General features: G+C 55.5%; 14 protein-coding genes. 1 reads left to right on the top strand and 13 read right to left on the bottom strand.

Annotation, left to right across the window (positions count from 1 at the left end; translation table 11 throughout):
- The 5 genes from AC5DB9_RS13145 to AC5DB9_RS13125 all read right to left on the bottom strand — a co-directional run.
- Window positions 1-3,787 (bottom strand): FG-GAP-like repeat-containing protein (locus AC5DB9_RS13145; RefSeq protein WP_483263619.1); only part of this gene is annotated, 3,787 nt, incomplete at its 3' end.
- Between the two features lie 354 nt (window positions 3,788-4,141).
- Window positions 4,142-4,573: a hypothetical protein gene (locus tag AC5DB9_RS13140; protein WP_272989514.1), complete on the bottom strand. Its 432-nt coding sequence runs from the start codon at window positions 4,571-4,573 to the stop codon at window positions 4,142-4,144.
- Window positions 4,574-4,822: 249 nt separating this feature from the next.
- Window positions 4,823-7,099 carry a TonB-dependent receptor gene (locus AC5DB9_RS13135; protein WP_272989512.1) on the bottom strand — a complete coding sequence of 759 codons (2,277 nt, stop codon included), beginning with the start codon at window positions 7,097-7,099 and terminating at the stop codon, window positions 4,823-4,825.
- Window positions 7,100-7,181: 82 nt separating this feature from the next.
- Window positions 7,182-8,087: an NAD-dependent epimerase/dehydratase family protein gene (locus AC5DB9_RS13130; RefSeq protein ID WP_272989509.1), complete on the bottom strand. Its 906-nt coding sequence runs from the start codon at window positions 8,085-8,087 to the stop codon at window positions 7,182-7,184.
- 35 nt (window positions 8,088-8,122) lie between these two features.
- Complete coding sequence (locus AC5DB9_RS13125; protein ID WP_272989507.1) at window positions 8,123-8,533, bottom strand: nuclear transport factor 2 family protein; 411 nt, start codon at window positions 8,531-8,533, stop codon at window positions 8,123-8,125.
- 99 nt (window positions 8,534-8,632) lie between these two features.
- On the opposite strand from AC5DB9_RS13125, the gene AC5DB9_RS13120 reads away from it, so the two are divergent.
- On the top strand, window positions 8,633-9,481 hold the full coding sequence (locus AC5DB9_RS13120) for a LysR family transcriptional regulator (RefSeq protein ID WP_273035732.1): 849 nt from the start codon (window positions 8,633-8,635) through the stop codon (window positions 9,479-9,481).
- Window positions 9,482-9,483: 2 nt separating this feature from the next.
- Here AC5DB9_RS13120 and AC5DB9_RS13115 read toward each other — a convergent pair whose 3' ends face one another.
- The 8 genes from AC5DB9_RS13115 to AC5DB9_RS13080 form a co-directional block, all read right to left on the bottom strand.
- Complete coding sequence (locus AC5DB9_RS13115) at window positions 9,484-10,191, bottom strand: ion transporter (protein WP_272989503.1); 708 nt, start codon at window positions 10,189-10,191, stop codon at window positions 9,484-9,486.
- Window positions 10,192-10,279: 88 nt separating this feature from the next.
- The gene (locus tag AC5DB9_RS13110) at window positions 10,280-12,475 is read right to left on the bottom strand and encodes an FdhF/YdeP family oxidoreductase (RefSeq protein ID WP_272989500.1); all 2,196 of its coding nucleotides are present in this window, start codon (window positions 12,473-12,475) and stop codon (window positions 10,280-10,282) included.
- Window positions 12,476-12,800: 325 nt separating this feature from the next.
- On the bottom strand, window positions 12,801-13,367 hold the full coding sequence (locus AC5DB9_RS13105; RefSeq protein WP_272989497.1) for a tetratricopeptide repeat protein: 567 nt from the start codon (window positions 13,365-13,367) through the stop codon (window positions 12,801-12,803).
- Window positions 13,368-13,435: 68 nt separating this feature from the next.
- A complete protein-coding gene (locus tag AC5DB9_RS13100) occupies window positions 13,436-15,910 on the bottom strand; it encodes a PKD domain-containing protein (RefSeq protein WP_272989494.1) in 2,475 nt (824 codons plus the stop codon).
- Window positions 15,911-15,938: 28 nt separating this feature from the next.
- Window positions 15,939-17,060, bottom strand: coding sequence for a TonB-dependent receptor domain-containing protein (locus AC5DB9_RS13095; RefSeq protein ID WP_337924567.1), 1,122 nt, complete (start codon window positions 17,058-17,060; stop codon window positions 15,939-15,941).
- A complete protein-coding gene (locus AC5DB9_RS13090; protein WP_272989490.1) occupies window positions 16,961-18,691 on the bottom strand; it encodes a TonB-dependent receptor in 1,731 nt (576 codons plus the stop codon). The genes AC5DB9_RS13095 and AC5DB9_RS13090 overlap by 100 nt, the downstream gene beginning before the upstream one ends.
- Before the next feature lie 129 nt (window positions 18,692-18,820).
- Window positions 18,821-19,804: a FecR family protein gene (locus tag AC5DB9_RS13085; RefSeq protein ID WP_272989487.1), complete on the bottom strand. Its 984-nt coding sequence runs from the start codon at window positions 19,802-19,804 to the stop codon at window positions 18,821-18,823.
- 127 nt (window positions 19,805-19,931) lie between these two features.
- On the bottom strand, window positions 19,932-20,501 hold the full coding sequence (locus AC5DB9_RS13080; protein ID WP_272989485.1) for a sigma-70 family RNA polymerase sigma factor: 570 nt from the start codon (window positions 20,499-20,501) through the stop codon (window positions 19,932-19,934).
- Window positions 20,502-20,743: the final 242 nt, after the last annotated feature.

The raw sequence follows: 20,743 nt of genomic DNA, 5'->3' as shown, positions 1-20,743 counted from the left end.
CGTATTCGCGGGCAAGTTCGACTCGGGCCGGCGTCGCGCTGTTTCCGGGGCCCCAATGACTTGTGTAACTACTTGCCCCAATGGCTGCGGGACAGCCCGAGGATCCACAGGATTTCATCGTTGATCCACTAAACGCACCGCTACTATCAGCCTCGAAATAACGGTACCCACCACCTGTATATCGATACCTTTTGGTTACAAAAGCATCTTGCGCATCAGTCAAATAGCTCTCAACCTCTGTTGGCGAGCCATATTTATTACGCCCATTGATCCTGCTTAGAGTACGCCCCAAACAATCTACTTCGAGATTGGCGTAGCGCCCTCTGGCATCATAGTAGTCATCCGGATCGACAGTTTGAACAGCCGGACTGTTACAACGCTCCGCTAAAACACCCGTTTGAGGGTGCTTAGCCGACACCCATGAACGCACGCGATTGCCAAATGAGTCATATACGTGAGTGGTCGTTTTTTCAACTGACTTGGTGGGCTCGACAGTTTCACTACGCAGCATCCCATACTTTTCACCTGATGTATGATAACTAAAAGATGAAGTGCGCTGCTCTGTCGCTTCATAGCGACCATCTCCGTCATCGTCCCGACGTGTTTTGACGACAGTTTTTGACAAACGGCCAAATTTCTTCGCATATTCGGAGGGCAGGCCTGCAGGCGAGTATGTATTCGTAGTTATCGTTCGGTATTTTTTTCCACCACCATTCGTAGTAATCGTTATCTGAGTGGGGTTTCCGTAAGCATCGTTAGTAGTATCTGTAGTTACTACCTTCAATATGCTCCCTTGCTCATCGCCGTTAGCATTTAGCCTATAGACCTTTTCGATAGATTTGGAAATATAGGGTTGCAAGCTACCCAAATTTTTCGTGCCGTATTCCGAAGCAGTATCAGCAGCAGCCGCCCAGTCAGAAATATTCTTAACATCCCAAGTATTGCGAGACTCCTTAAGCAAATTACCTTGCTCACTGTACACATTTGTGCTGAGTGGATAACCAACAAAAGGCCAGTCTTGGCGGTATGTCGTGACAGTGCTAATACCGGTTTGCTCATCTACTGTTTTGAGACGCTGAAACCCAAGACTTCCTCTACCCGAAGCTTGAATCTTTGCCTCACCATAGTAGTAACTTACGGAACTCTTAGCGAAAGGATTATCCGCAACAGGAACACTACTCGCCACTGAAACAACAATAGGAGTAGACGCATTTATTTCCAAAGTGGGGCTATTTTTTCCTAAAGTTTTAGATCCAGGCGGTAGCTTCCAGCTCCCGTTCAAATCTGAATAAAACGATTCCTTATCAACCTTAATATACGTATGCTCACTACAATTTGTACTACCAATTGGAAAACAAAAGTGGATGGTCTCCCCACTACTACCAACCGCCAGCCTCTCGTAATTATCACTATCACCAAAGGGCTCATACGTTATCTCAGTTATCGACCCAAAACCCGATGTTATCCTAGTAATTACATTAGGGGACTCCTCCCCCAAGCCCAAATAAGTGTAAACTCTATCCTCTTCAATCCTGACATAATCAACAACCCCATCGGCATTTACATCTTGAAAAATATGGGCGTGATCTGTATCACCTGAGGTATCCACCACATCTATCAGCGATCCTGAAAAGCCATTCTCTTCCTTGCTCCACAAGGATGCTTTTATTACATTATTATCTGTGTCGTGCCAGAGAACATCCAAGTATCCATCACTATTATAATCCACAAAAATTGGAGGCACTTTTGGATTCATACTACCGAATAATTTCCCTTCCGAACCAGAAAATCCACCACCGTTATTTAAATAGTAAGACCACTCGAAACCACCCTCATCTTCACCACGGTAATACCTAAGAAAGAGATCACTTAAACCATCTTTATTGAAATCACCAGACCGAACCTCTGCCGAGTGTTCCAAGCTGGGATCAACCCCAGGCGAAAGTCCTCCCACGACCCCAAAAAACTCGTAACGTTCTATCGCCCCCCCCGAAAATACGAGCATATCGAGTTCTGGCGGCCCAGGCACAGAACCATATGGACCGATAAACATTGTGGAAGAAGAATGCAACAGGAAGTCTGAACGCCCATCACCGTCAAGCTCAAGAGAAGAATCAACCAAATTAGGCCATGGGACAAACCCACCTCCACCACCTGGCCCATAGAAGAAAGAATTCTCATTCAATGGCACTGTATAGGATTGCTCCCCCCCCCAATGATAATAACTAGAGGACGACGCTGACTCAGAAGGGTTAACTTCCATTAACCTCATTTTCAGATCGTCAGCAAGGACCAACAAGTCCAGCAAACCATCAGAGTTCAAATCTTGGAAGTTAACATCACTTTCAGTTATTCCTGTAGGCACAGGCGTGCTACTCAGCCTCCACTCCCCATCAGGATAAGGAGTCGACAGCAGTATACTCCATTGCCCTGCCCTGCTATTAAAAACGGCCACATCCTGCCGCCCATCTGCATTATAATCTACGACTTTTAGAACAACTGTTTCATCGTCAGCATCCTCCTGATACTTCTTTTCAGAAGAATTATTTGTGAATAACGCCTTTACGAGCTTCTCTCCATCTGACAACGCATATTGTATTGCATGATCGTAATCATCCCCATTTATATCCCATTCCAACCAAACCAAGTCCATATAGCCGTCGCCGTTAATATCGGCCGGCTGGTAGTTCATCAATCCTCTTCTGCTGCGAGTAATCATGTCGAAACTGCCACTAGGCGAGCTTGAGAAGCCTTGCTGCGGCAAAGACCATTCAAACTTCGTTTCCGGCAAGCAGCTATTCTCCGAGAAACACTCTTTAACGCCAACTAGCTTCGACAGCCCCGTAATATCTGGTGATCCATTATCACTATCCAGGTATCGAAGCTTGTATATTTTAACGACTGACGACCCATTCTTTGATAAAATTCTTTTAAGGCGCTTAGTATTTCTTGTTTTGTACCCTGCAACATAACTTTCCGAAGGGTCGATTACACGATCTTCATATTCGAAATGGATACTTGCCCCCGCTGTAGAATACGCCCCATACGCATAGTTAATATTCGCAACCCTATGCCCTTCGGCATCATTGCTATAAATATAACTTATCTCATTGCCAACACTGTCCTGAAAACTATCCAGCGCCCAGACCATAACCATAGAGGATACCGTTCCATCTAGATTAAGAACCTTGCTCTCTGAGCTATTACTTCCGACATTCCCATAGCGGGATACCGAGCCATCTTTCCGCTCAACCTCCCAGTAATCCGGGTGACCAGGTGTACCACCCACGCCAGTCACAGTGACAAAGCTGTCAATCTCTGTTTTATAGACCGATCCAGGCGAACCATAGGCGCCACTCACGACGAGGAGCCGCTGACCGTCAAGACAAAACCTGTCGGTATCGCTGAATGTAATCGGAAGCGGATTTTTATCCTGATGCTCAGTTTGCCGACAGCGGCTTATTCCTCCCAAACCGCCTAAGGACCAGCCTTTTCCTGCAATACCATTACCTGACAAACTGGAGTAATTCAGACTAACTTGAGGGGTGACGCCCGCTGTACCTCGAGGCGCATATATATTGATACGGTATGTAGCCGCACCACTCTCTGAAACACGAAACTCACCATTAAGCGACCCAACACGATCCGTCTGACTACGGAGATTGCTTGGAATTACATCAGTTGCGGAAGCAAATACAGGATTAGCAGGGGACGGGACGCTAGCCAGCACACTACCTGCAAAAGCCATACCGAAGCACAGCCACCACGTCCTTGTGATCATTTTCATTACCCTACTCCAACAGGATTTTTACCGAGGAGGAAAAGAACTAGGAATGCCAACCTCAGTTATTTTTATTCTTGATAATTCAAAATCAGAAGGAGAATAAAAAGACGGACATAGGGGAATATTTCGTTATCTTTTTTCTATTCCCTGCTCACCAAGACTCTCGCTTCTTACTACATTAGCAACCATCCATATGTGGATTCCATGCTATAACTTGAAAAAATTTTGGTCAATACCTATTCAGATACTTGGTATAGCACATATTAGCCAGGGTTCAAGCTAACCCTAGAATTAATAAAATATTTCCAATATTATTTTACCCACTCCCTGCACTGATGATATCCACAAGACTGAAAACTACATAACCACTCCGGCTATCAGCACCAGCAGCCCACCGATTTCTCCAAGCGCCAACAACAACATGTAAGCGCGTACCGCAGCCGCCGGGACGGTCTTTGTACCCAAACGGTGGGGCTGCCGAAGCTGGTTGTCAGTGTCGTTGAGCCAGCCGTGAATAGCGTAAGTCGCCACTGCCGAGGCGAAGAACAAGATGGGAATGGCAACGGCAAGGAGGTTGACGGTATGACTCCAACGGCTGTGCATCGCGAGCTGTTGAAGCACTATGCAGGCAAAGGCATACATCAAGGCTGTGCGATGGCAAATATCCACATAGGCAGGCGCGGTGGCATCGGCGGAGCGTGCAATATGCGCATATTTCCACCAGCCGGTGAGCATCCCCACCAGCATAAACACTCCGGCGCTGATCAGCGCAAATTGACTGGCTTCCACGTTCCCTCCTGAGGCACCGCTCGCGGGCTTTCTCCACCCGATACCGAGCAGTATCAATATTATTGGAATAGGAGAGCAGCATACCCCGCCGCCTTGGCGCTGTCCTGCGCAAAACTTCGCGAACGGGTAACGGACTTGGTCGATGTAGAGAAGAAAAATTCTACGGCGCAGACTGGCGGGGGGAATATCGAGGAAAAAGCTGCAGGTTCAGCGCCTGGGCTGCCAAACCTGCAGAACACAGGGATCATCTTAGAGCATGGAGCCGAACCGGTAGCTCACATCAAAACCGAAGGTTCTCGGCTCACCCCACTGATTAGTGCCGACGCGATTGCCGCCCCCGGCATCAACTTCGAAGCCACCGATTTTGTATTCCTCGTCGGCCAGATTCTTGCCCCACAGCGAGAAGCTCAGCACCCCGTCGCCGACGGCGACATCATCGAAGCTGATACGCGCATTCACAAGTGAGTAGCTGTCTTGGGTGATATCGTCGTTGCCACTGATCTTGGGCGTCACGTAGACCTTGCTGCTGCCGGACCAGTCCACCCTCGCCCGCAGGGTACCCGCGTCGGTAAAGCGGGGGAAGGTGTAGTTCAGCGACAGGTTGTAGCTGTTCTTCGGCGTAAACTCGAAGGCGCGGTCATCAGCGATATCACTGATGGCACCGGTATTGATATCGAACGAATTGAATTCGTCGTACTCGGCATCGATGTAGCCGTAGCCCGCACTGATATCCAAACCTTCAATCAGCCGCACGATCAGCTCGGCTTCCACGCCGTTTACCGTGGCTTCTGCCGCATTCTGGATCACAATGGAAAAGCCGCCCTGGGTATTGCCGGGATCAACCGCATTGACCTGTGCCTGCATATCACTCAACTGCTGGTGGAAAGCCGTCATGTTCAGGCGAACGCGTTTGTCCAGCCAGGTGGATTTCATCCCCAGCTCGTAACTGTCCACTTGCATATCATCGTACGGCCCCCACTGCAGCGGCGTATTGCTTCGCGCGTTAAAGCCACCACTTTTAAAGCCACGGGCGTAGGTCGCGTAAGTCATCAGATCATCCGTCCACTGATAATTCAGCGAGACCCGCGGCGACACATTGCTCTCATCAATCTGCGTGGGGATCTGCTCCGGCGCGCCGAGGTAGGTCTGATTGTAGGTATCCATCACCACAAAACCGCTGGTGAGATCGGTGAGTGTGTGCTGCTGCTCGCGATCCTCGTCCGTGTAACGAACACCCAATGTCAAATCCATTCTCGCCGTTAAGTGAGCGGTCACTTCCGTGAACAGTGCCTGACTGGTGTTATCGATCTCGGTGGTCAGCAGGACGTGCGAGGCAAAGGCATCAATTTCCTGCTCGTTGCTGTAGTCGCCGGTTTCGTTGAAATAAAACGCGCCGACCACAAAATCAATAAAGCCGCTAAACGCCGCACCAGTGAGCTGAATCTCCTGAGTGAAGGCATCGTAATCAAAGATGTCCTCATTGTAGATAAACGGGCTGCTGGCCCCGGTGGCGTTATTCAGCAATTCGTTCTTCACACTGCGATAGCCGGAAATAGATTTGATCACCAAATCTTCAAAGCCTCCCCGGTCCGCAAGACTGTACTCCACCGTTGCACCATGTGCGGTCATATCAATATTGCTGTGCGACGCCCCGAAAGTACTCACAGTGTCTTCGCGATCAGGGCGCACATCCTGCCCGTACATTGCCGCTAGCCAGCCGCTGGCCGAGGTCATTTGCGATGCCATCGGCTGTTCGCGTTTGCGCTGACGATCAAAGGCGTAGTCGATGATCAGGTTTTCTGTGGGCCGCCAGTTAAGCGCGGTGTGGATCGCCCGGTTGTTCTCATCCCAGCGATCATCGCCCTGGGTGTTCTTCACAAACGGGTCGCGATTTTTACTGAGCACCGACACACTGGCCGTCAGCTCGTCATTCACCGGAAACTCGATATAGCCTTTCGCATCGCGGCGACCATAATTACCCGCCGTCACCGTCGCCTTGCCGCCCACCTCTCCAGACGGCTTGCGAGTGTGAAGAATCACCGCGCCGCCCAGCGTATTCTTGCCGTAGAGTGTGCCCTGCGGTCCGCGCAAGACTTCCACTCGCTCGAGCTCGGCAACATCGAACAGGGAGCCGATCGACTTGCCCACATAGATGCCGTCGAGATAAACCCCGACCATCGGGTCTTCGGTAATCGTGAAGTCGGTGCGGCACAGGCCCCGCATACAAATCAACGCGCCATCATTGCCACCCGAGTTAGGCAGAATGACCAGATTCGGCGTCAACTCACTCACATGGGAAATATCGGTAATCCCCACTTCGGCAATGTCCGACGAGGTAAAGGCCGTCATTGATACGGGAATTTCCTGCATGCTTTCCGAGCGACGCCGCGCGGTGACCAGCACTTCTTCAATGGTGGATGAGGCCGCAGGAGGCGTCGCTTCCTGGGCATGCAACGAACCGCTGCTCAGGGCACTAACGGCAGCGGTCATCGCCGTCGCTACAAACAGTGACGTGTGGTTTTTCATCAGGAATTACCTTTTATTATAAGTCTCTATTGATGAGCAGCCGTCAGTCACCCGTGGCTGACGGCCTGTTGTTAAACAGCGATTACGCCTCGCTATAGGCTTTCACCAGTGTATTAATCGTCGCGTTGATCTGATGACGGTCGTAGGCCAGTTCCTCAACCGCTTCCGGCTCATAGCTGACGGTGGCACCAGGACCGGCAAACATAATCACATTCGGCAGAAGGGGATGATCGTCCTCTCGGACCTCCAGCGTTTGTGGGTTTCCTGCCGCCTCGAACCAGAGTTCGAGATACTCTTTCCAGCTATAATTTTCATCACCCAGCAAGTAAGCCCGACCCGACTCGCCATGATCCAGTGCCGCCAGCGTCGCCTGAGCCACTGCGTGAGACGTGATATGGTTGGTGCCGCCCTTGGGCGCAAACACCGGCAGCTCACTCAAGGCACCGCTGGCATAGGCCACAAGCGCGCCAATATGAGGGATATCCAGCCCCGGAATATGCCCCATCACAAAGGGCAAATTGAGACTGCATACCGTGAAGCTGTCGCTGCTCATTGCGCGCACTGCCTCATCGGTGTTACTGCGTGAGGTTACGTAGGGACATTCGCCGATACGGTGTGACGCCACCTGCGGATAGAAGGTGCCAATGTAAACAGCGCGGCGCACACCGGCCTCGCGAGCCGCCGCGAAAAAGCGCGGCACCGCTTCATCATTCACCTTCCGGTAGAAGTCTTCCGGCGTAACACTGCCATCCATCGGCACCTGGCGAATATCGGCTGCGGCCGCAAACACCACCGCGTCAAAGCGGTTCAAGCGACCGTCGCTCATATCGTCGTTGACATAGTCTCCCCGCACAAAAGGCAGGGCCGCCAAGACGGGCGCTGTTGGCGCACTCCGCGCCATAATGGTCACGTCATGACCGTGTGATTTCAGGTAGAGGGCGGCGTCACCGCCAATCAAGCCGGAGCCACCGACAACAAGTACTTTCATAACTGCGCTCTCATTATTGTGCGTTTAAACTGGCTTCAGCCATTCAGGGAGTGGTCGCTGGTCCACACGACCGTCACGTCGCGGCGGGCATAGCGGTAGGCGCCATCGGCATACACCACCTGTTCCTGGTAGCGAATCCCCATATCCAGCTTTCGTCCCTGACCGGCCTTTTCGTAGATGTGGGAGGCGACGCAGTAGGTTTCCCCCTCGTAGCAATCGCCCTTCCATTCGCCGAGCTGATTGGCAACCAGGTGAAACGTCGCGCGGTAATTATCGGCAAGCATATTCAGCATGCCGACAAAGGCATCTGCACTCTCGCAAAGCCACTCCGGACCGCGCTGCGTGAAGCCGTCGACAAGAATGTCGCGCATGGCCTCAAAGCTTCGATCATCAACAATCTGCGCATAGCGCAGCGCCAAGGCCTGTGCACCTGACACGCTTTGCATAAACCACCTTCCCAAACTGGCTGAAGGGCTACAGTTTACGAGAGGCATGCTGTTATAGTTAGTTCAATGAAGTAACAGTTATTGTGAGAAAATGTACAGATGGATTGGGACGATATTCGCTACTTTACGGTGCTCGCACGCAGCGGCTCGCTCAGCAGCGCCGCCCGCACACTGGGCGTGACGCATGTGACCGTTGCCCGTCGTATCGATCGACTGGAAACCCAGCGCAAGGTCAAACTCTTTGATCGTCGTCAGAGCGGTTACCGCCTGACCACTGCCGGCGAGCGCCTGATGAGTGACGCGGAGGCCGTGGAAGAAAGCTGCCTGCACTTTGAGCGAAAAATTCGCGGTCAATCCGATGTGCTGGCCGGGCCACTGACCCTGTCCATTCCCGAGACCACACTGATCGATCTGTCGGCGCCTCTGGCCGAATTCATGCGGCGCTATCCCGACATCGAACTCACCGTATTCGCCACCTCAGAACAACACAACCTGAACCAGTCTCAGGCGGATATTCTGATCCGAATTACCGACCACCCGCCGGAGCTGCTGGTCGGGCGGAAGCTGACGGATATTCCCATGTATGCCTACGGCACCCGAGAGTACCTGGACAGTATCGGCGGCGATATGAAGAAGGCATCGTGGGTGATCTGGCAGGCAGCCTTCGGCAAAAACTTCGGGGATCGCTACTTTCGCAATATGGTCGAGGATGCTCACATCACCCTGCGTACCAACAGCAACAGCCAGCTAGTGGCCATGGTTCGGCAGGGCGTTGTGCTCGGCTTGATGACCGCACCCATCGCCAGACGCTACCCCGAGCTACTGCCGATTTCAGATACACCACTGGTCACCTCGGAACTGTGGCTGCTGACACACAGTGATCTGCGCGACTCCGCCAGAGTGCGTTGCTTTATGCAGTTTATCAGCGAGTGGCCGGTAGCAGAGTAATATTACTGACCCTCTTCGTCCCGCGCCTGGGACAATGCCGAGGCCAGCAGCCCCGTCGGCACCGCCACCACGCCAAGACCCAGCATCAACACCAGAAACGTAAAAAACTTGCCGCCAGCGGTAATCGGATACATATCGCCATAGCCCACGGTTGTCAGAGTGGTGACCGCCCACCACAGGCTGTGGAGAACCGATTTGAAGTTGTCGGGCTGAGCGGCATTCTCGAAGTAGTAAATGCCCACGGCCGACAGGTACAACACAATCAAGGCCACGAAACCAAACAGAATCAATTCTTCCTTGGCAATCACGACCGCGCGATGAAACCGCTTTATCGCGCGACTGTAGCGAAACAGTTTGAATATTCGAATCAAGCGCAGCAGGCGCACGATCCGTATAGAGCGCAGGTCGAGCCCGGTGGAAAGATAGAACGGTACAATCGCCAGCAGATCGACAATCCCGAAGAAACTGAACATAAACCAGCGCTTCACCTCGGCGACATAGAGCCGCAACAGGTATTCCGCCGTAAAGATCCCCACCGTAATAATTTCGATGTTGCGCAGTAGCTGCTTGGTCTCGCTATCGAGGTCGGGCAGGGTATCGACGGAAAAGGTAAACAGCGACACCACAATCAGAAACTGAATGGTCAGCGCAAATACCTTGCCCTGAAGGGTATCAGGGTTCTCGACCATCGACTTGATAAGGTCTTTCACTGGCTATGTCCCGGCTGAGCAAGAAAACGGCGGAGGTATATATCCCATTCCTCCCTCGACTGTCCGCCGGAATTGTACGCGTTTATGCTTAAACACCAAGACCGGGATGACGGGAGCTGCGCACAAGGGAAACGGCTATCGACTTGAACTGCGGGGTGTGCGAACGCGGATCGGTCAGCCGCGAACTGAGCACATTGGCTTCGGGGTAATACGCGGCAATACAGCTACGCGGCAAATTAAACAGTTTCACCTCTACCGCCGACATCTGGCCAAAGTCCGACACAATATCCACGACATCGCCTTCTGCCACACCCAGCTCCAGTGCGTCCTGCTGGTTAAGCAGCACGGTCCAACGATGTTGCACATCCCGGTAGCTGTCGGCCTCTTCATAAATAATCGAGTTGAACTGGCCTTCGCTGCGCAGCGTCATCAGGGTGAAGGGGCGAGACGATTTGTCGTCCTTCACGCCCGCAGGCACCACAAAGCGCGCCCTACCGTCATGCGTATTGAAATCCGGCGTATGCTTGATGCGCCCGCGCACCATGAACTCCTGCCGGGCCACGTCGATATCGGCCAGCTCCTCCATCCCCGGCACCAGTTCGGCAATCGCCTGCCGGACTTTCTGATGACGCTTGAACTCCGCAAAATTGAGACCGCAATCCGGCAGCAGTTGCGCCGCGATATCCGCCAGAATCGCCACTTCCGATCGCACCGAAGCAATGCGCTGAATGCCGCCCTCGCTGTATCGCACGTAGTTAAACATCGACTCCTGTGTGGTCGGCTCGGGCTCCTCATCGCGGGCACAGACTGGCAGAATCAGCGACTCACCGCGGTCCACGCCGGTGACATGGCCGCGATTCAGCGTCGTGGTCAGGAAGATCTTCAGGCCGATACGGTCCAGTGCTTCAGCGGCCCACCGACTGTCTGGCGTGGCCTCGTAGAGGTTGCCGCCCATTATCAGCGCAGCATCGATACCGCCGTCGTGCGCCCTCTCCAGCGACTCCAGCGTGTGCATACCTTTTTCCGTGGGCAGCGTAACGCCATAGCTGGCTTCAATGCGCGCAAACACCTCTTCCGACAACACCGGTTTCACACCGATGGTGCCAATGCCCTGCACATTGCTGTGCCCGCGCAGTGGCAGCAAACCGGCATTTACCTTGCCGATCATGCCGCGCAGCAACGCAAGATTGCTGATCCATTCGATATTGTCGACGCCGTGACGGTGATGGGTCATCCCCATTCCCCAGGCAAAAATCGCGTTTTCCGAGCCGATGTATAACTCGGCAACTTGATCAATCTGCGACTTGGGCACACCACAGGCGTCCAGCAAGGACTCCCAGGATTGCGCAAGCACATGCTCCTGCAACAGGTCAAAGCCTTCGCAGTGCGCCCGGATAAACGCCGTCGCCTCGCCACCCCGCTCGAGAATCGCTTTGGCAATCGCCGTAAACAGCGCAATGTCGCTGCCGGTTTTGGGTTGCAGGTAGATACTGGCGACCTCGTCCCCTCCCTTCATCATCGAGCTGAGCATCTTCGGCGCCGCAAACTGCACCAGCCCGGCTTCGCGCAGGGGATTAATGACCACCACCGCCCCGCCCCGGCGACGCAAGGCAATCAGCTTATGGAGCAAACGGGGATGATTCGACGCCGGATTGGCGCCGATCAGAAAAAACAGATCACAGTGCGCCACATCGTCCAACTCGACCGTCGCCGTGCCAGTGCCAATGGTATTGCCGAGCGCCTCGCCGGTAGCCTGGTGACAGTAGTAGGAACAGTTGCTGATGTTATTGGTGCCGTACAGGCGCGCCATCAATTGCAGCAGAAAACCCGCTTCGTTGGAGGAGCGACCGGAGCTGTAGAAAAAGCTGCGATTCGGCGAGACGGCCTTCAAGCCCTCTGCGGCGCGCTTCAACGCCCATTCCCACTCCACGACGCGATAGCGATCTTCACCAGCCGGTTTATATACCGGCTTACCGAGACGCCCCAGCGTTTCCAGTTCCCGCGCTGACAGTGCGCGAAAATCATCCAGCGTGTGGGCAAAGACTTCATCGGGAATCGGCGCCTGAATATCTGTCGACTGCGCCTGAATGCTTTTATTGCAGACGGAGGGGAATTCATCCAGCTCGTTGGTCATACCACCGTGCTGGCCGCCCATGCCCAGGCCGCAGGCTTTGCAGGCGTTTCGGGAATTGAGCGCCTTGGCGGAATTCAGCAGGCCGATTCGACTGGCCGTTCTCAGGGTATAGAGGACTTTCTTCGGCCCACCGCCCACAATCGCTTTCACGAACACCCCCTGCCTTCTCGCCAACACGCAACATCGTCATTACCGCACTCACTATAGCGCAAAAAAACTGCTCAACAGCGCAATTTTCTCCAGAAAAATAACGAGTTTTCAGTGGCCGCTTGTTGAGACCGATCGCCGACTGGGCGTGCGTGAACTCAGGCTGAGCAGAAAACTGTCCAGTGCGTTCATTTCATCATCAATGCCGAGGTGTATCTCAGCGCCCCATAGCTGGCGTCCGATTCCTGCGCTATTTCTCACTGGCACTGGAAAGCAGTAAAAAAACGGCACCCAGGCCATTGGTATCCACACACGCCAAGTGATTTCGCTATTCGCTGCCCTGACGCAATCGCAAAGCCCGGCGTGAATAGAGCTCTGTTTTCGCAGCGTTGTGCAGGCTTTGATAAACCGCTGTCAGATTGTCGAGTACCAACAAAGCACGCGCCGAATCGAGAGGCTGTTGCGACTCGATGATTGACAGCGCCTTCAGAAACAGCGGCTCTGCCTGGCGGTAGCGGCGCCGCATGTACAGCGCAGAGGCCCGGCCATTCAGTGCGTCCGCCTGCATCAGTGGCGCCTGTGAGGCATCAACAATTTCCAGCAGGCGCATATAGCTCTGCTCCGCATCACGATATTGGGCAGCGGCCAACTGCGCATCGGCCAGACTGCTCAACACCCTGGCCCGCTCGACACTGCCCTCACCAAAATACTCGACTATCGCTGGCAGCGCCTCGCGGTAATGCCTGATGGCTCCGGCGAAGTCGCCTTGCCGATGCAACGCTATCGCCTGCTCATTATGCTGCTGGGCCAGCTCGATGGCTGTCGCGGCACGGCTGTCAGGCGTCAGCGCAAACAGCGCCGCCAACAGCACGGCATGTCGTGTTTTTTTGTCCATAACTTGGAAACAGATTCTGAGGAAAGAAAACGCGGCGAGGCCAACACCTCGCCGCGATCAAACGTGGATTAATACACGTGGGGGCGATACTCAAAGCTCCAGCCGGGCTTTTCCGCAACATCAAACTGGTATGACAGCCCTTCCACAACGTTGTCGGTACCATTGCCGCTGTTGTCGATATTGCCGCTCAGGTTCATGATCAGGCTGAACTCCACGGTTTCACCTTCCTCAATCACCTGCCCATTCGTCAGGCCGACAATCTTCCCGGTAATTTCAGGGAAATCGGCGTTCTCAGAAGGCTCGACGACCAGATTGGTAATGGTGTAATCGCCACCGTAGGCGGTGAGCCGGTAGCTCTTGATAATGTTGTCGCCAAGCTCCAGCCTCCAATGACTGATGGGGAAAGAACCCGAGTCGTGCAACCAATAAGGGAAGGCCTTCTGGACAGGGAACGTCACTCCCGGCGAGTTTTGCGATACGTGTCGATCCCAGGAATTCTTGTCACTGGCAGAATAGAAGTCTTCCAGCAACAGGCTGGGGTAGTCCTCGCGGGCCACCACATCAAAGCTGATCGATTCTTCCGCCGAAGTATCAATGCCGTCACTGACGAGGAACGATGCCGTATAACGTCCTGGCACCTGCGCAATGCCGCTGTAGAAGTCTGCCGTATCGGCGGCATCCGTCAGGTCGCTGCCTTCCGGTTGCGAGAGCGTCCACAGGTAGTAGAGCGTGTCCAGGTCGGGGTCAACAACATTCACACTGTGAAAGGTCAGCGGCTCACCGTTCGCGATATAAGGCTGATCTTCGGTATCAAAATGCGTGTTGCGATGACGGATGCGGTGGTGCGCATTGTCATTGCTGATGCGTTCCACGGTCGGCGCACTATTTGAGCCCTTCGCCATCACTTTGCCGTAAGAAATCGTCTGCTGCGGCGTAGTAACACCGTGGCTGTCGGTGACCCACAACCAGGCGATGTATATGCCGGGCTTGTCGGTGAGCACCCCAGCTCGGGCATTTTTCAGGGTAACGCCTTCTTCGGTCACCACATTTTCATACTGCAATTCAGCGGCGCTGCCGTCCGGCTTATCGAACAGCAGCCAGTGGTAAGTCAGGCTATCACCGTCCTGATCCGAACTGCCACGCCCATCAAACCAGGCCACCTCGCCAACTGACAGAGTGATTGAGTCAGGAGCCACTGCGGGACGCGGCGCACGATTGGCCCCGGTGCGAACAATGTATTTTCGCTCCAGCGGCGCACTGTCCGCCTGCCCATCGTTAGCAATGATTTCAAGCAGATATTCGCCCTCGTGAGTGGCAGAAAAATACGGCCAGGACATGGCATTGAGGTCGGGCTCCTCAAACCCCTCCGGTGTGCTGACCCAACGGTAGCGCTGGGTCAGATCATCGCCGTCGAGATCCCAGGAATTACCGGACACATAGCCCGCGCCACCCAGTTCCAGCTCCTGCGAATACACTGGCGAGTAGGCGTCGGTTCGCTGAGTGATATTCTCGCTGGCCACCGGCGGCGTGTTCTCTGCGTCCTCGGGCACGTTCACGGTGATTTTGGCGGTACTGATGCCGCTCGGCGCCGTGCCGTCGTAGACCACCAGATGCACCTGCCAGTCACCCGCGACATCCGGAGTAATCGTCGGGGTCGCAGTATCTGCACCATCCAGCGCCGACTCAACGCGCAGCGCAGAACCGTTTTTCAAGGAATTGCCAACCGCGATATAGCCGTTGCTATTGCCCGGCATGTACATATACCAGCGGTAGCTGAGATCATCACCATCGGCATCGCTGCTGCCAGTGCCATCCAGCGTCAGCGTCTGGCCGCGCTCGATGGTATACGGGCCACCCGCATCGGCGGTGGGCTTGGTGTTAGACAGGTTCGCCATCACCTCGATTTCCAGCGTGTTGCTGACGTTGCCGTCATAGCGCACAAGCAGCGTCACCAGATAACTGCCCACGGTGTCGGTATACAGACCACTGACTGCCGAATAGGGAGTCGTCAGTTCAGCCGTGCTGGTAGCGGGCTGACTGACCAGCGTCCATTCGTACTCCAGCAATGCCGCATCGCCACCGGTAGGTGGCAAGCTGTTACTGCCGTCCAGGGCCACAGTCGTGCCGACCAGCTCACTGTATTCGGTCTGAGCCACGGCCACCGGGTCCGGGTTCGTCGCCGTGACCATCAGGCGATCGTGATTACTGTCCCGGGTGCCGTCATTAACCAGCAGGTCGACTTCATACTCACCGGGAAAATCCGCGACAAAACTCGGATATGCGGTATCGGCATCGACCAGTTCGGCCTCACTCGATTCCGGCTGGGCGACCAGCGTCCATTGATAGCTGAGCGCTGCACCGTCGCGCGGGGAGCTGCTGGCGGACCCGTCGAGGGCAACCGTGTCGCCCATTTGTACCGTGAGATCATCGCCCGCATCAGCGGTAGGTTTGGGGCTGCTGCTTCCGCCACCACCACCGCCACCACAGGCGGCGAGCAGCAGCGAGGCGCACATGAGTACGCGCAATTTTGTAAGAGGTCGCATGGATGATTTCTCCATTAATGAGCGAAAGTTAAAAACTCCAGGTCAGGCTGAGCCGCGCAGTGCGGCCTGGCGCCGGGACCATGCCCAGACTCAGGGCATCGAGGTAGTACTGATCGGTGGCATTGTCGATATTGAAATCCACACTCAACTGCTCGCTGTGTTGCCAGCTCGCATAGAGGTCGACCAGTCGGTAGGCGTGCCACGGCACCGGGCTGTTGAAACCCCGTGCCGTGTCATCGTTAAAAGGGGGGGTGGGTGTGCGCTGCCCCATATAGGTCAGACGCAGGCCGGTATCCAGCCGTTTTTTGAACAGCCTTGCGCCCAGCGTTACCGTCGCGTGCCACTCGGGGGGAATCATGTTGTTGAAGTAGGAGTTGGCAACGCCGTAATCATTACAGCGTTCACGCCGATAACTGCCGTAGTGGCAGACTTCGATATGGTCGTATTTGGTCCCGGCAACGCTGCCGTAAAAGCGGCCCTGATCGTATTCCACACTCAGCTCGGTGCCGTGCAATTCGACGCTGTCGATATTGCGCATCACGAACATTTCATTGCCCTCCTCCCACACATTGGGAGACGTGCGCGTCAGATAGTCCTCGGTCAGGTTGCGGAAGCGCGCGAGTTTCAGGGCAAGGCGGTCGGCCTCAAACAGCATGTCGCGGCGCAGTACATTCACCCCCGCTTCGCGGTTCGTCGCGTGTTCGGGACGCAGCGCCACATCCAGTGCCGGCTTTACCGACCAACCCTGGGTAGCTTCAAATAGGCTGGGCATCCGCAGCGCTTCCGCGTGGCGCAGATAAAACTGCACGCCGTTCAGCCAGGGCTCCCAGCTCACGCTGAAAACCGGCGCAGAACCACTGTTGCGGGTGCGATAGCTAATCGGATCGCACTCGCCGTCGCCATCGCGATCCACGCAGTAAATGCTCTCCACATACACTTCATCAACGCACTCGCCGGTGGCATCGTAAACGCACTGCATCTCACCCTGAGGAACAATGGGCTTGTGGTCTTCGGTTTCCACCCGCAGATAACGAATACCGCTGTTCAGGGTCAGCTCTTCCCAGGGTTGCCACTGCCAGTTGAGAAATGCCGCCAGCTCGTCGCGCTCGCCGATACGACCAAACGCCGCATTGGCAAGCGGGTTCTCCAGATCCTCGGCAGGAATTGGAGTATCAATATCCTCCCACTGAGCCCGTAGGACAACAGGTGCTCACCCCAGCCCTGCCACGTCATTTCATTGCTGAGATCCAGCCCATATCGGTCGTAGGTCTCCGCCTTCGGCTCGGGAGAGTTGAACGATTCGTAGATATCTTCGGAGTAACTGCGGTTCAGCGACCGGGTGTGGGTATGCCAGAGATTGGCCCGCAGATTCAGCCAGTCACGATTACCCGGATTCCACTGGTAGCGACTGGTGTAGGTATCGGCTGTCACCGTGCTGCTCTCGGTCTGGCGTATTTTCTCCAGCCAGATGAGCTGCGAGGGCATCAACTCGCCGTACTCACTGTCGTAGCGCTGGTAACTCAATGTCCAAAGCTGGTCGTCCGGCAGGTAGATATCGCTTTTCAGCAACAGGCTTTTGCTCTTGTTGTTGCTGTTGACCACGCGCTCCTCGCCGCGAAAACGCGAAATTCCCTCGCGCAGCGCCGTCACCTCGGTATAGAACGGCAGCTCGCGGTATTGCAGCTCTACATCGGGAATCGGGCCGTCTTTGCCGGTGTAGTAGTTGCCCTGATCCCGCTGCGCGTAGGCGATAACCACATCGACGGTTTCAAAGCGCTTGGCCAGCGCAAGACTGCCCGCCCAACTGCGAAAATCGAGCAGCCCCGGACGATCCATTCCCGACGGCTCGCCGAAGCTCTCCGGCAGCGCATGCTCACCTTCACAGAGCCCCGGTGAAGCACAATCCACGCGGTATACGATACCGGTGCCGTTCACCCCGGCAGCCGTACCAGCACTGGGCGGGCGACTGCTGTTGCTCATCAGGCTGCCGCGCAATCGCAAGCCCCAATCCTTGTCGGTGGTGATGATGTCGTCCACCGACAGCGTGCGCATGCTCACCACACCCCCAGTCGCACCGGCACCATCGGCATCCATCACCGGGCCTTTGCTGATATCGATACCGCCGATCAGATCGGGATCGACATAGCTGCGCGATGCCACCCCCGCATAACCGCGATACACAGTGGTTTCCTGCCGCGCGCCATCGATCAGTACCGGCACCCGGCTCTGCCCCTGCATGCCCCGAATATTGATATCCAGGCCGCCACTGTTGCGGTTCTCGCCGACCAGTACGCCGGGCGTGCCCTGAAAAATATCGCCGACCGAGGTACCGCGAAAGCGGGCAATCTGCTCACTGGTGATCACACTCGACGACTCCGCCGCACGGTAGGGCGCGTCCTCGGCGGCAATGTCGACCCCGCTCTCCACTTTCAGCTTGGGCAGCAGGGTCATGCCGTCGACCGCTGTCGATTGCAGCACAACGGTGGCATCGTCACTCAAATACCATTGCAGGCCGGTGCCCGTGAGCAGGGTGTTCAAGGCCTGATCCACCGTGAATTCGCCGGACAAGGGCCAGGACATCAATCCATCTACCGTGGGCGCATCCACCGACACCTGCATACCCGACTGCCGGGCGAACTGCCCCAGCGCCAGATGCAGGGATTGGGAGGGAATCTCAAAATGGCGTAGCGGCGCCGCAGCCGATTGCGCAACGGCACTCCCTACCCCGCACAGACTCAACAGCACCGACAAGAAAATCCGGCTTTTCCAGCACCTCAACATGCAACACTTCCCAATCAAAAATAAATCTCATTCGCAGAAACTGCTCTTCAAAAACGAACAGCCTCACGACTTTTTTCATGGGAATCAGGAAAAGTTGAAATTTGCGCCCAAAGGGCGGAAAGCGGGGGCTCAGGAGCCCCGTACGATGCGCAGCAGGCCGCCCAGTTCCAGCACTTGCCCGCTGTAAGGTTGGATCAGACCACGCAGGGCGAGGTCGGGAGACCTCAGGTCGTAACTGCCGGTCACCCGGCGCTTCGCCAAAGCCGGGTCGGCGATAAAAATACTGCCGGGATAGAAGCGATCAAGGGCTTCCACCACATCGGCCACGGTGCGGTTGTGAACGAACAGCCGCCCTTCCCGCCAGGCCGCCACGTTTTCAGGCGCAATGCTGTCGACCCGCAGCTCACCGCTGCGGCGCTCCAGTGTCAGCTGCTGGCCGGGCACGAGCTGATGCCCCAGATCGCCGTCATAGCTTACCGACACCGCGCCACTCTGTACGCTCACGGCATACAGCCCGCTGGCATTCTGCACATCGAATGACGTACCCAGCACGGTCACATCCATGCTGTCGGCACTCACCACAAAAGGCCGCTGGGCATTGCGCACCACATCGAAAAACGCCTGCCCTGCCAGCAGTTCAACGCGTCGCTCACCATCGGAGTAATTGGTGCGGATCGCACTCTCGGCACTGAGGTGAACGCGGCTGCCGTCGGGCAGTGAGACTTCACGCAGCTCGCCGCTGCCGGTCTGATGATCGGCCAACAGTTGCAAACGCAGAGACGGCCACAACACCACCAGCAGACACGCCGCCACCGCAACCGTCAGCAGGGGCTTCAGCACTCCACGACGCGGCGGCGCCACCGGCTCCGGGCGGCGCTCGGCCGCTTCAACCGCTGCGGGCCACTGGCTGCGATCGGGCTCCATTCCGCCCATCGTATTCCACACATTGCGTGCGCGCTGCCAGGCGTAGGCGTGTCCGGGATCGGCGGCCAGCCAGGCGGCCAGCTCGCGCCGTAATTCCACATCGTCGGGCGCCTGCTCACTGCGCAGCATCCAATCGATGGCCTGCTCAAGCAGCGCGTCGGCGTCGGGTTTAGAAGGCTTGTGGGTCATTGCCGGGTTCCGGCTCAATCCTGAGCCAGACTCTCTCCAATTCGCATAGCGTCAATGCTGAGTAAACGAATAATCGGAGCGCTTTTTTCAGACGCAGTTCCCTGTCGCGGGCGGCGCGCTCCGGCATTCACTGCGGCGCGTCCTCGTCCAGCGCGCTGGCCAGTTGCACCAGCGCCTGCCGAATCATGCGATGTACTGTCGCAGTGGAAACCTCCAGCCGCGCCGCAATATCAGCCAGAGTATACCCGCCAAAGCGGTGCATCTCGACGGCCAGACGCTCTTTTTCAGGCAGCTGTTCCAGCACCCTGGCCAGTCGCCCGAGCTGATCGCCCTGCACCAGATGCTCCTCGGGACTGGCCTCTCCCACCGGTTCCAGCCACGACACGTTGTTGCCGTCCATGTGCCGGGACTCCATCGCCGACCGCCGCAACATATCAATCGCGAGGTTGCGAACGATGCGATACAGGTAGGCCACTCCCGACACCGAGGGTGCTTCACCGCCGGGGAGATAGCGTAGAAAGGCGTCCTGAACAATGTCCTCCGCCCGCGCGCGACAGCCAATAATCGGCGTCGCGTAGTCAACCAGCGCCGCGCGATGCGTCATATAGGTTTTAAGCTTTTGATCAGCGTACTTCACGAAGCGACAGACCCGGCCGGAGAAGAAATGGGACGCTGGCAGTGCACGAGGCGTAATCACCTGACACTGCCAATAACACAAATGAGAACCATTCTCATAATAATCAACACCGCCACGGATAGCAAGCGCCGCCATCAACCCGGCGTCATTGCCGCCTTCCTCACCGGGGAGACCCGCGGTATACAGCGCTGATCAGGATAAGACGATTTGATCATTGCCTTTTACTATCACAAGCATAGAAACAATCATTTTTATTATTTCGATAGATAAAACTAATATTAAGAAAGGCAAAGCAGAAGGGG

It is taken from the genome of Spongiibacter sp. (assembly GCF_984394615.1).
This window is presented reverse-complemented; position numbering and strand designations above follow the sequence as displayed.

Bases quoted from the DNA above. Each gene is read 5' to 3' on its own strand.
- AC5DB9_RS13125 (WP_272989507.1), bottom strand. From the start codon at position 8,533: ATGCAAAGCGTGTCAGGTGCACAGGCCTTGGCGCTGCGCTATGCGCAG.
- AC5DB9_RS13130 (WP_272989509.1), bottom strand. From the start codon at position 8,087: ATGAAAGTACTTGTTGTCGGTGGCTCCGGCTTGATTGGCGGTGACGCC.
- AC5DB9_RS13090 (WP_272989490.1), bottom strand. From the start codon at position 18,691: ATGTTGAGGTGCTGGAAAAGCCGGATTTTCTTGTCGGTGCTGTTGAGT.
- AC5DB9_RS13085 (WP_272989487.1), bottom strand. From the start codon at position 19,804: ATGACCCACAAGCCTTCTAAACCCGACGCCGACGCGCTGCTTGAGCAG.
- AC5DB9_RS13105 (WP_272989497.1), bottom strand. From the start codon at position 13,367: ATGGACAAAAAAACACGACATGCCGTGCTGTTGGCGGCGCTGTTTGCG.
- AC5DB9_RS13100 (WP_272989494.1), bottom strand. From the start codon at position 15,910: ATGCGACCTCTTACAAAATTGCGCGTACTCATGTGCGCCTCGCTGCTG.
- AC5DB9_RS13135 (WP_272989512.1), bottom strand. From the start codon at position 7,099: ATGAAAAACCACACGTCACTGTTTGTAGCGACGGCGATGACCGCTGCC.
- AC5DB9_RS13120 (WP_273035732.1), top strand. From the start codon at position 8,633: ATGGATTGGGACGATATTCGCTACTTTACGGTGCTCGCACGCAGCGGC.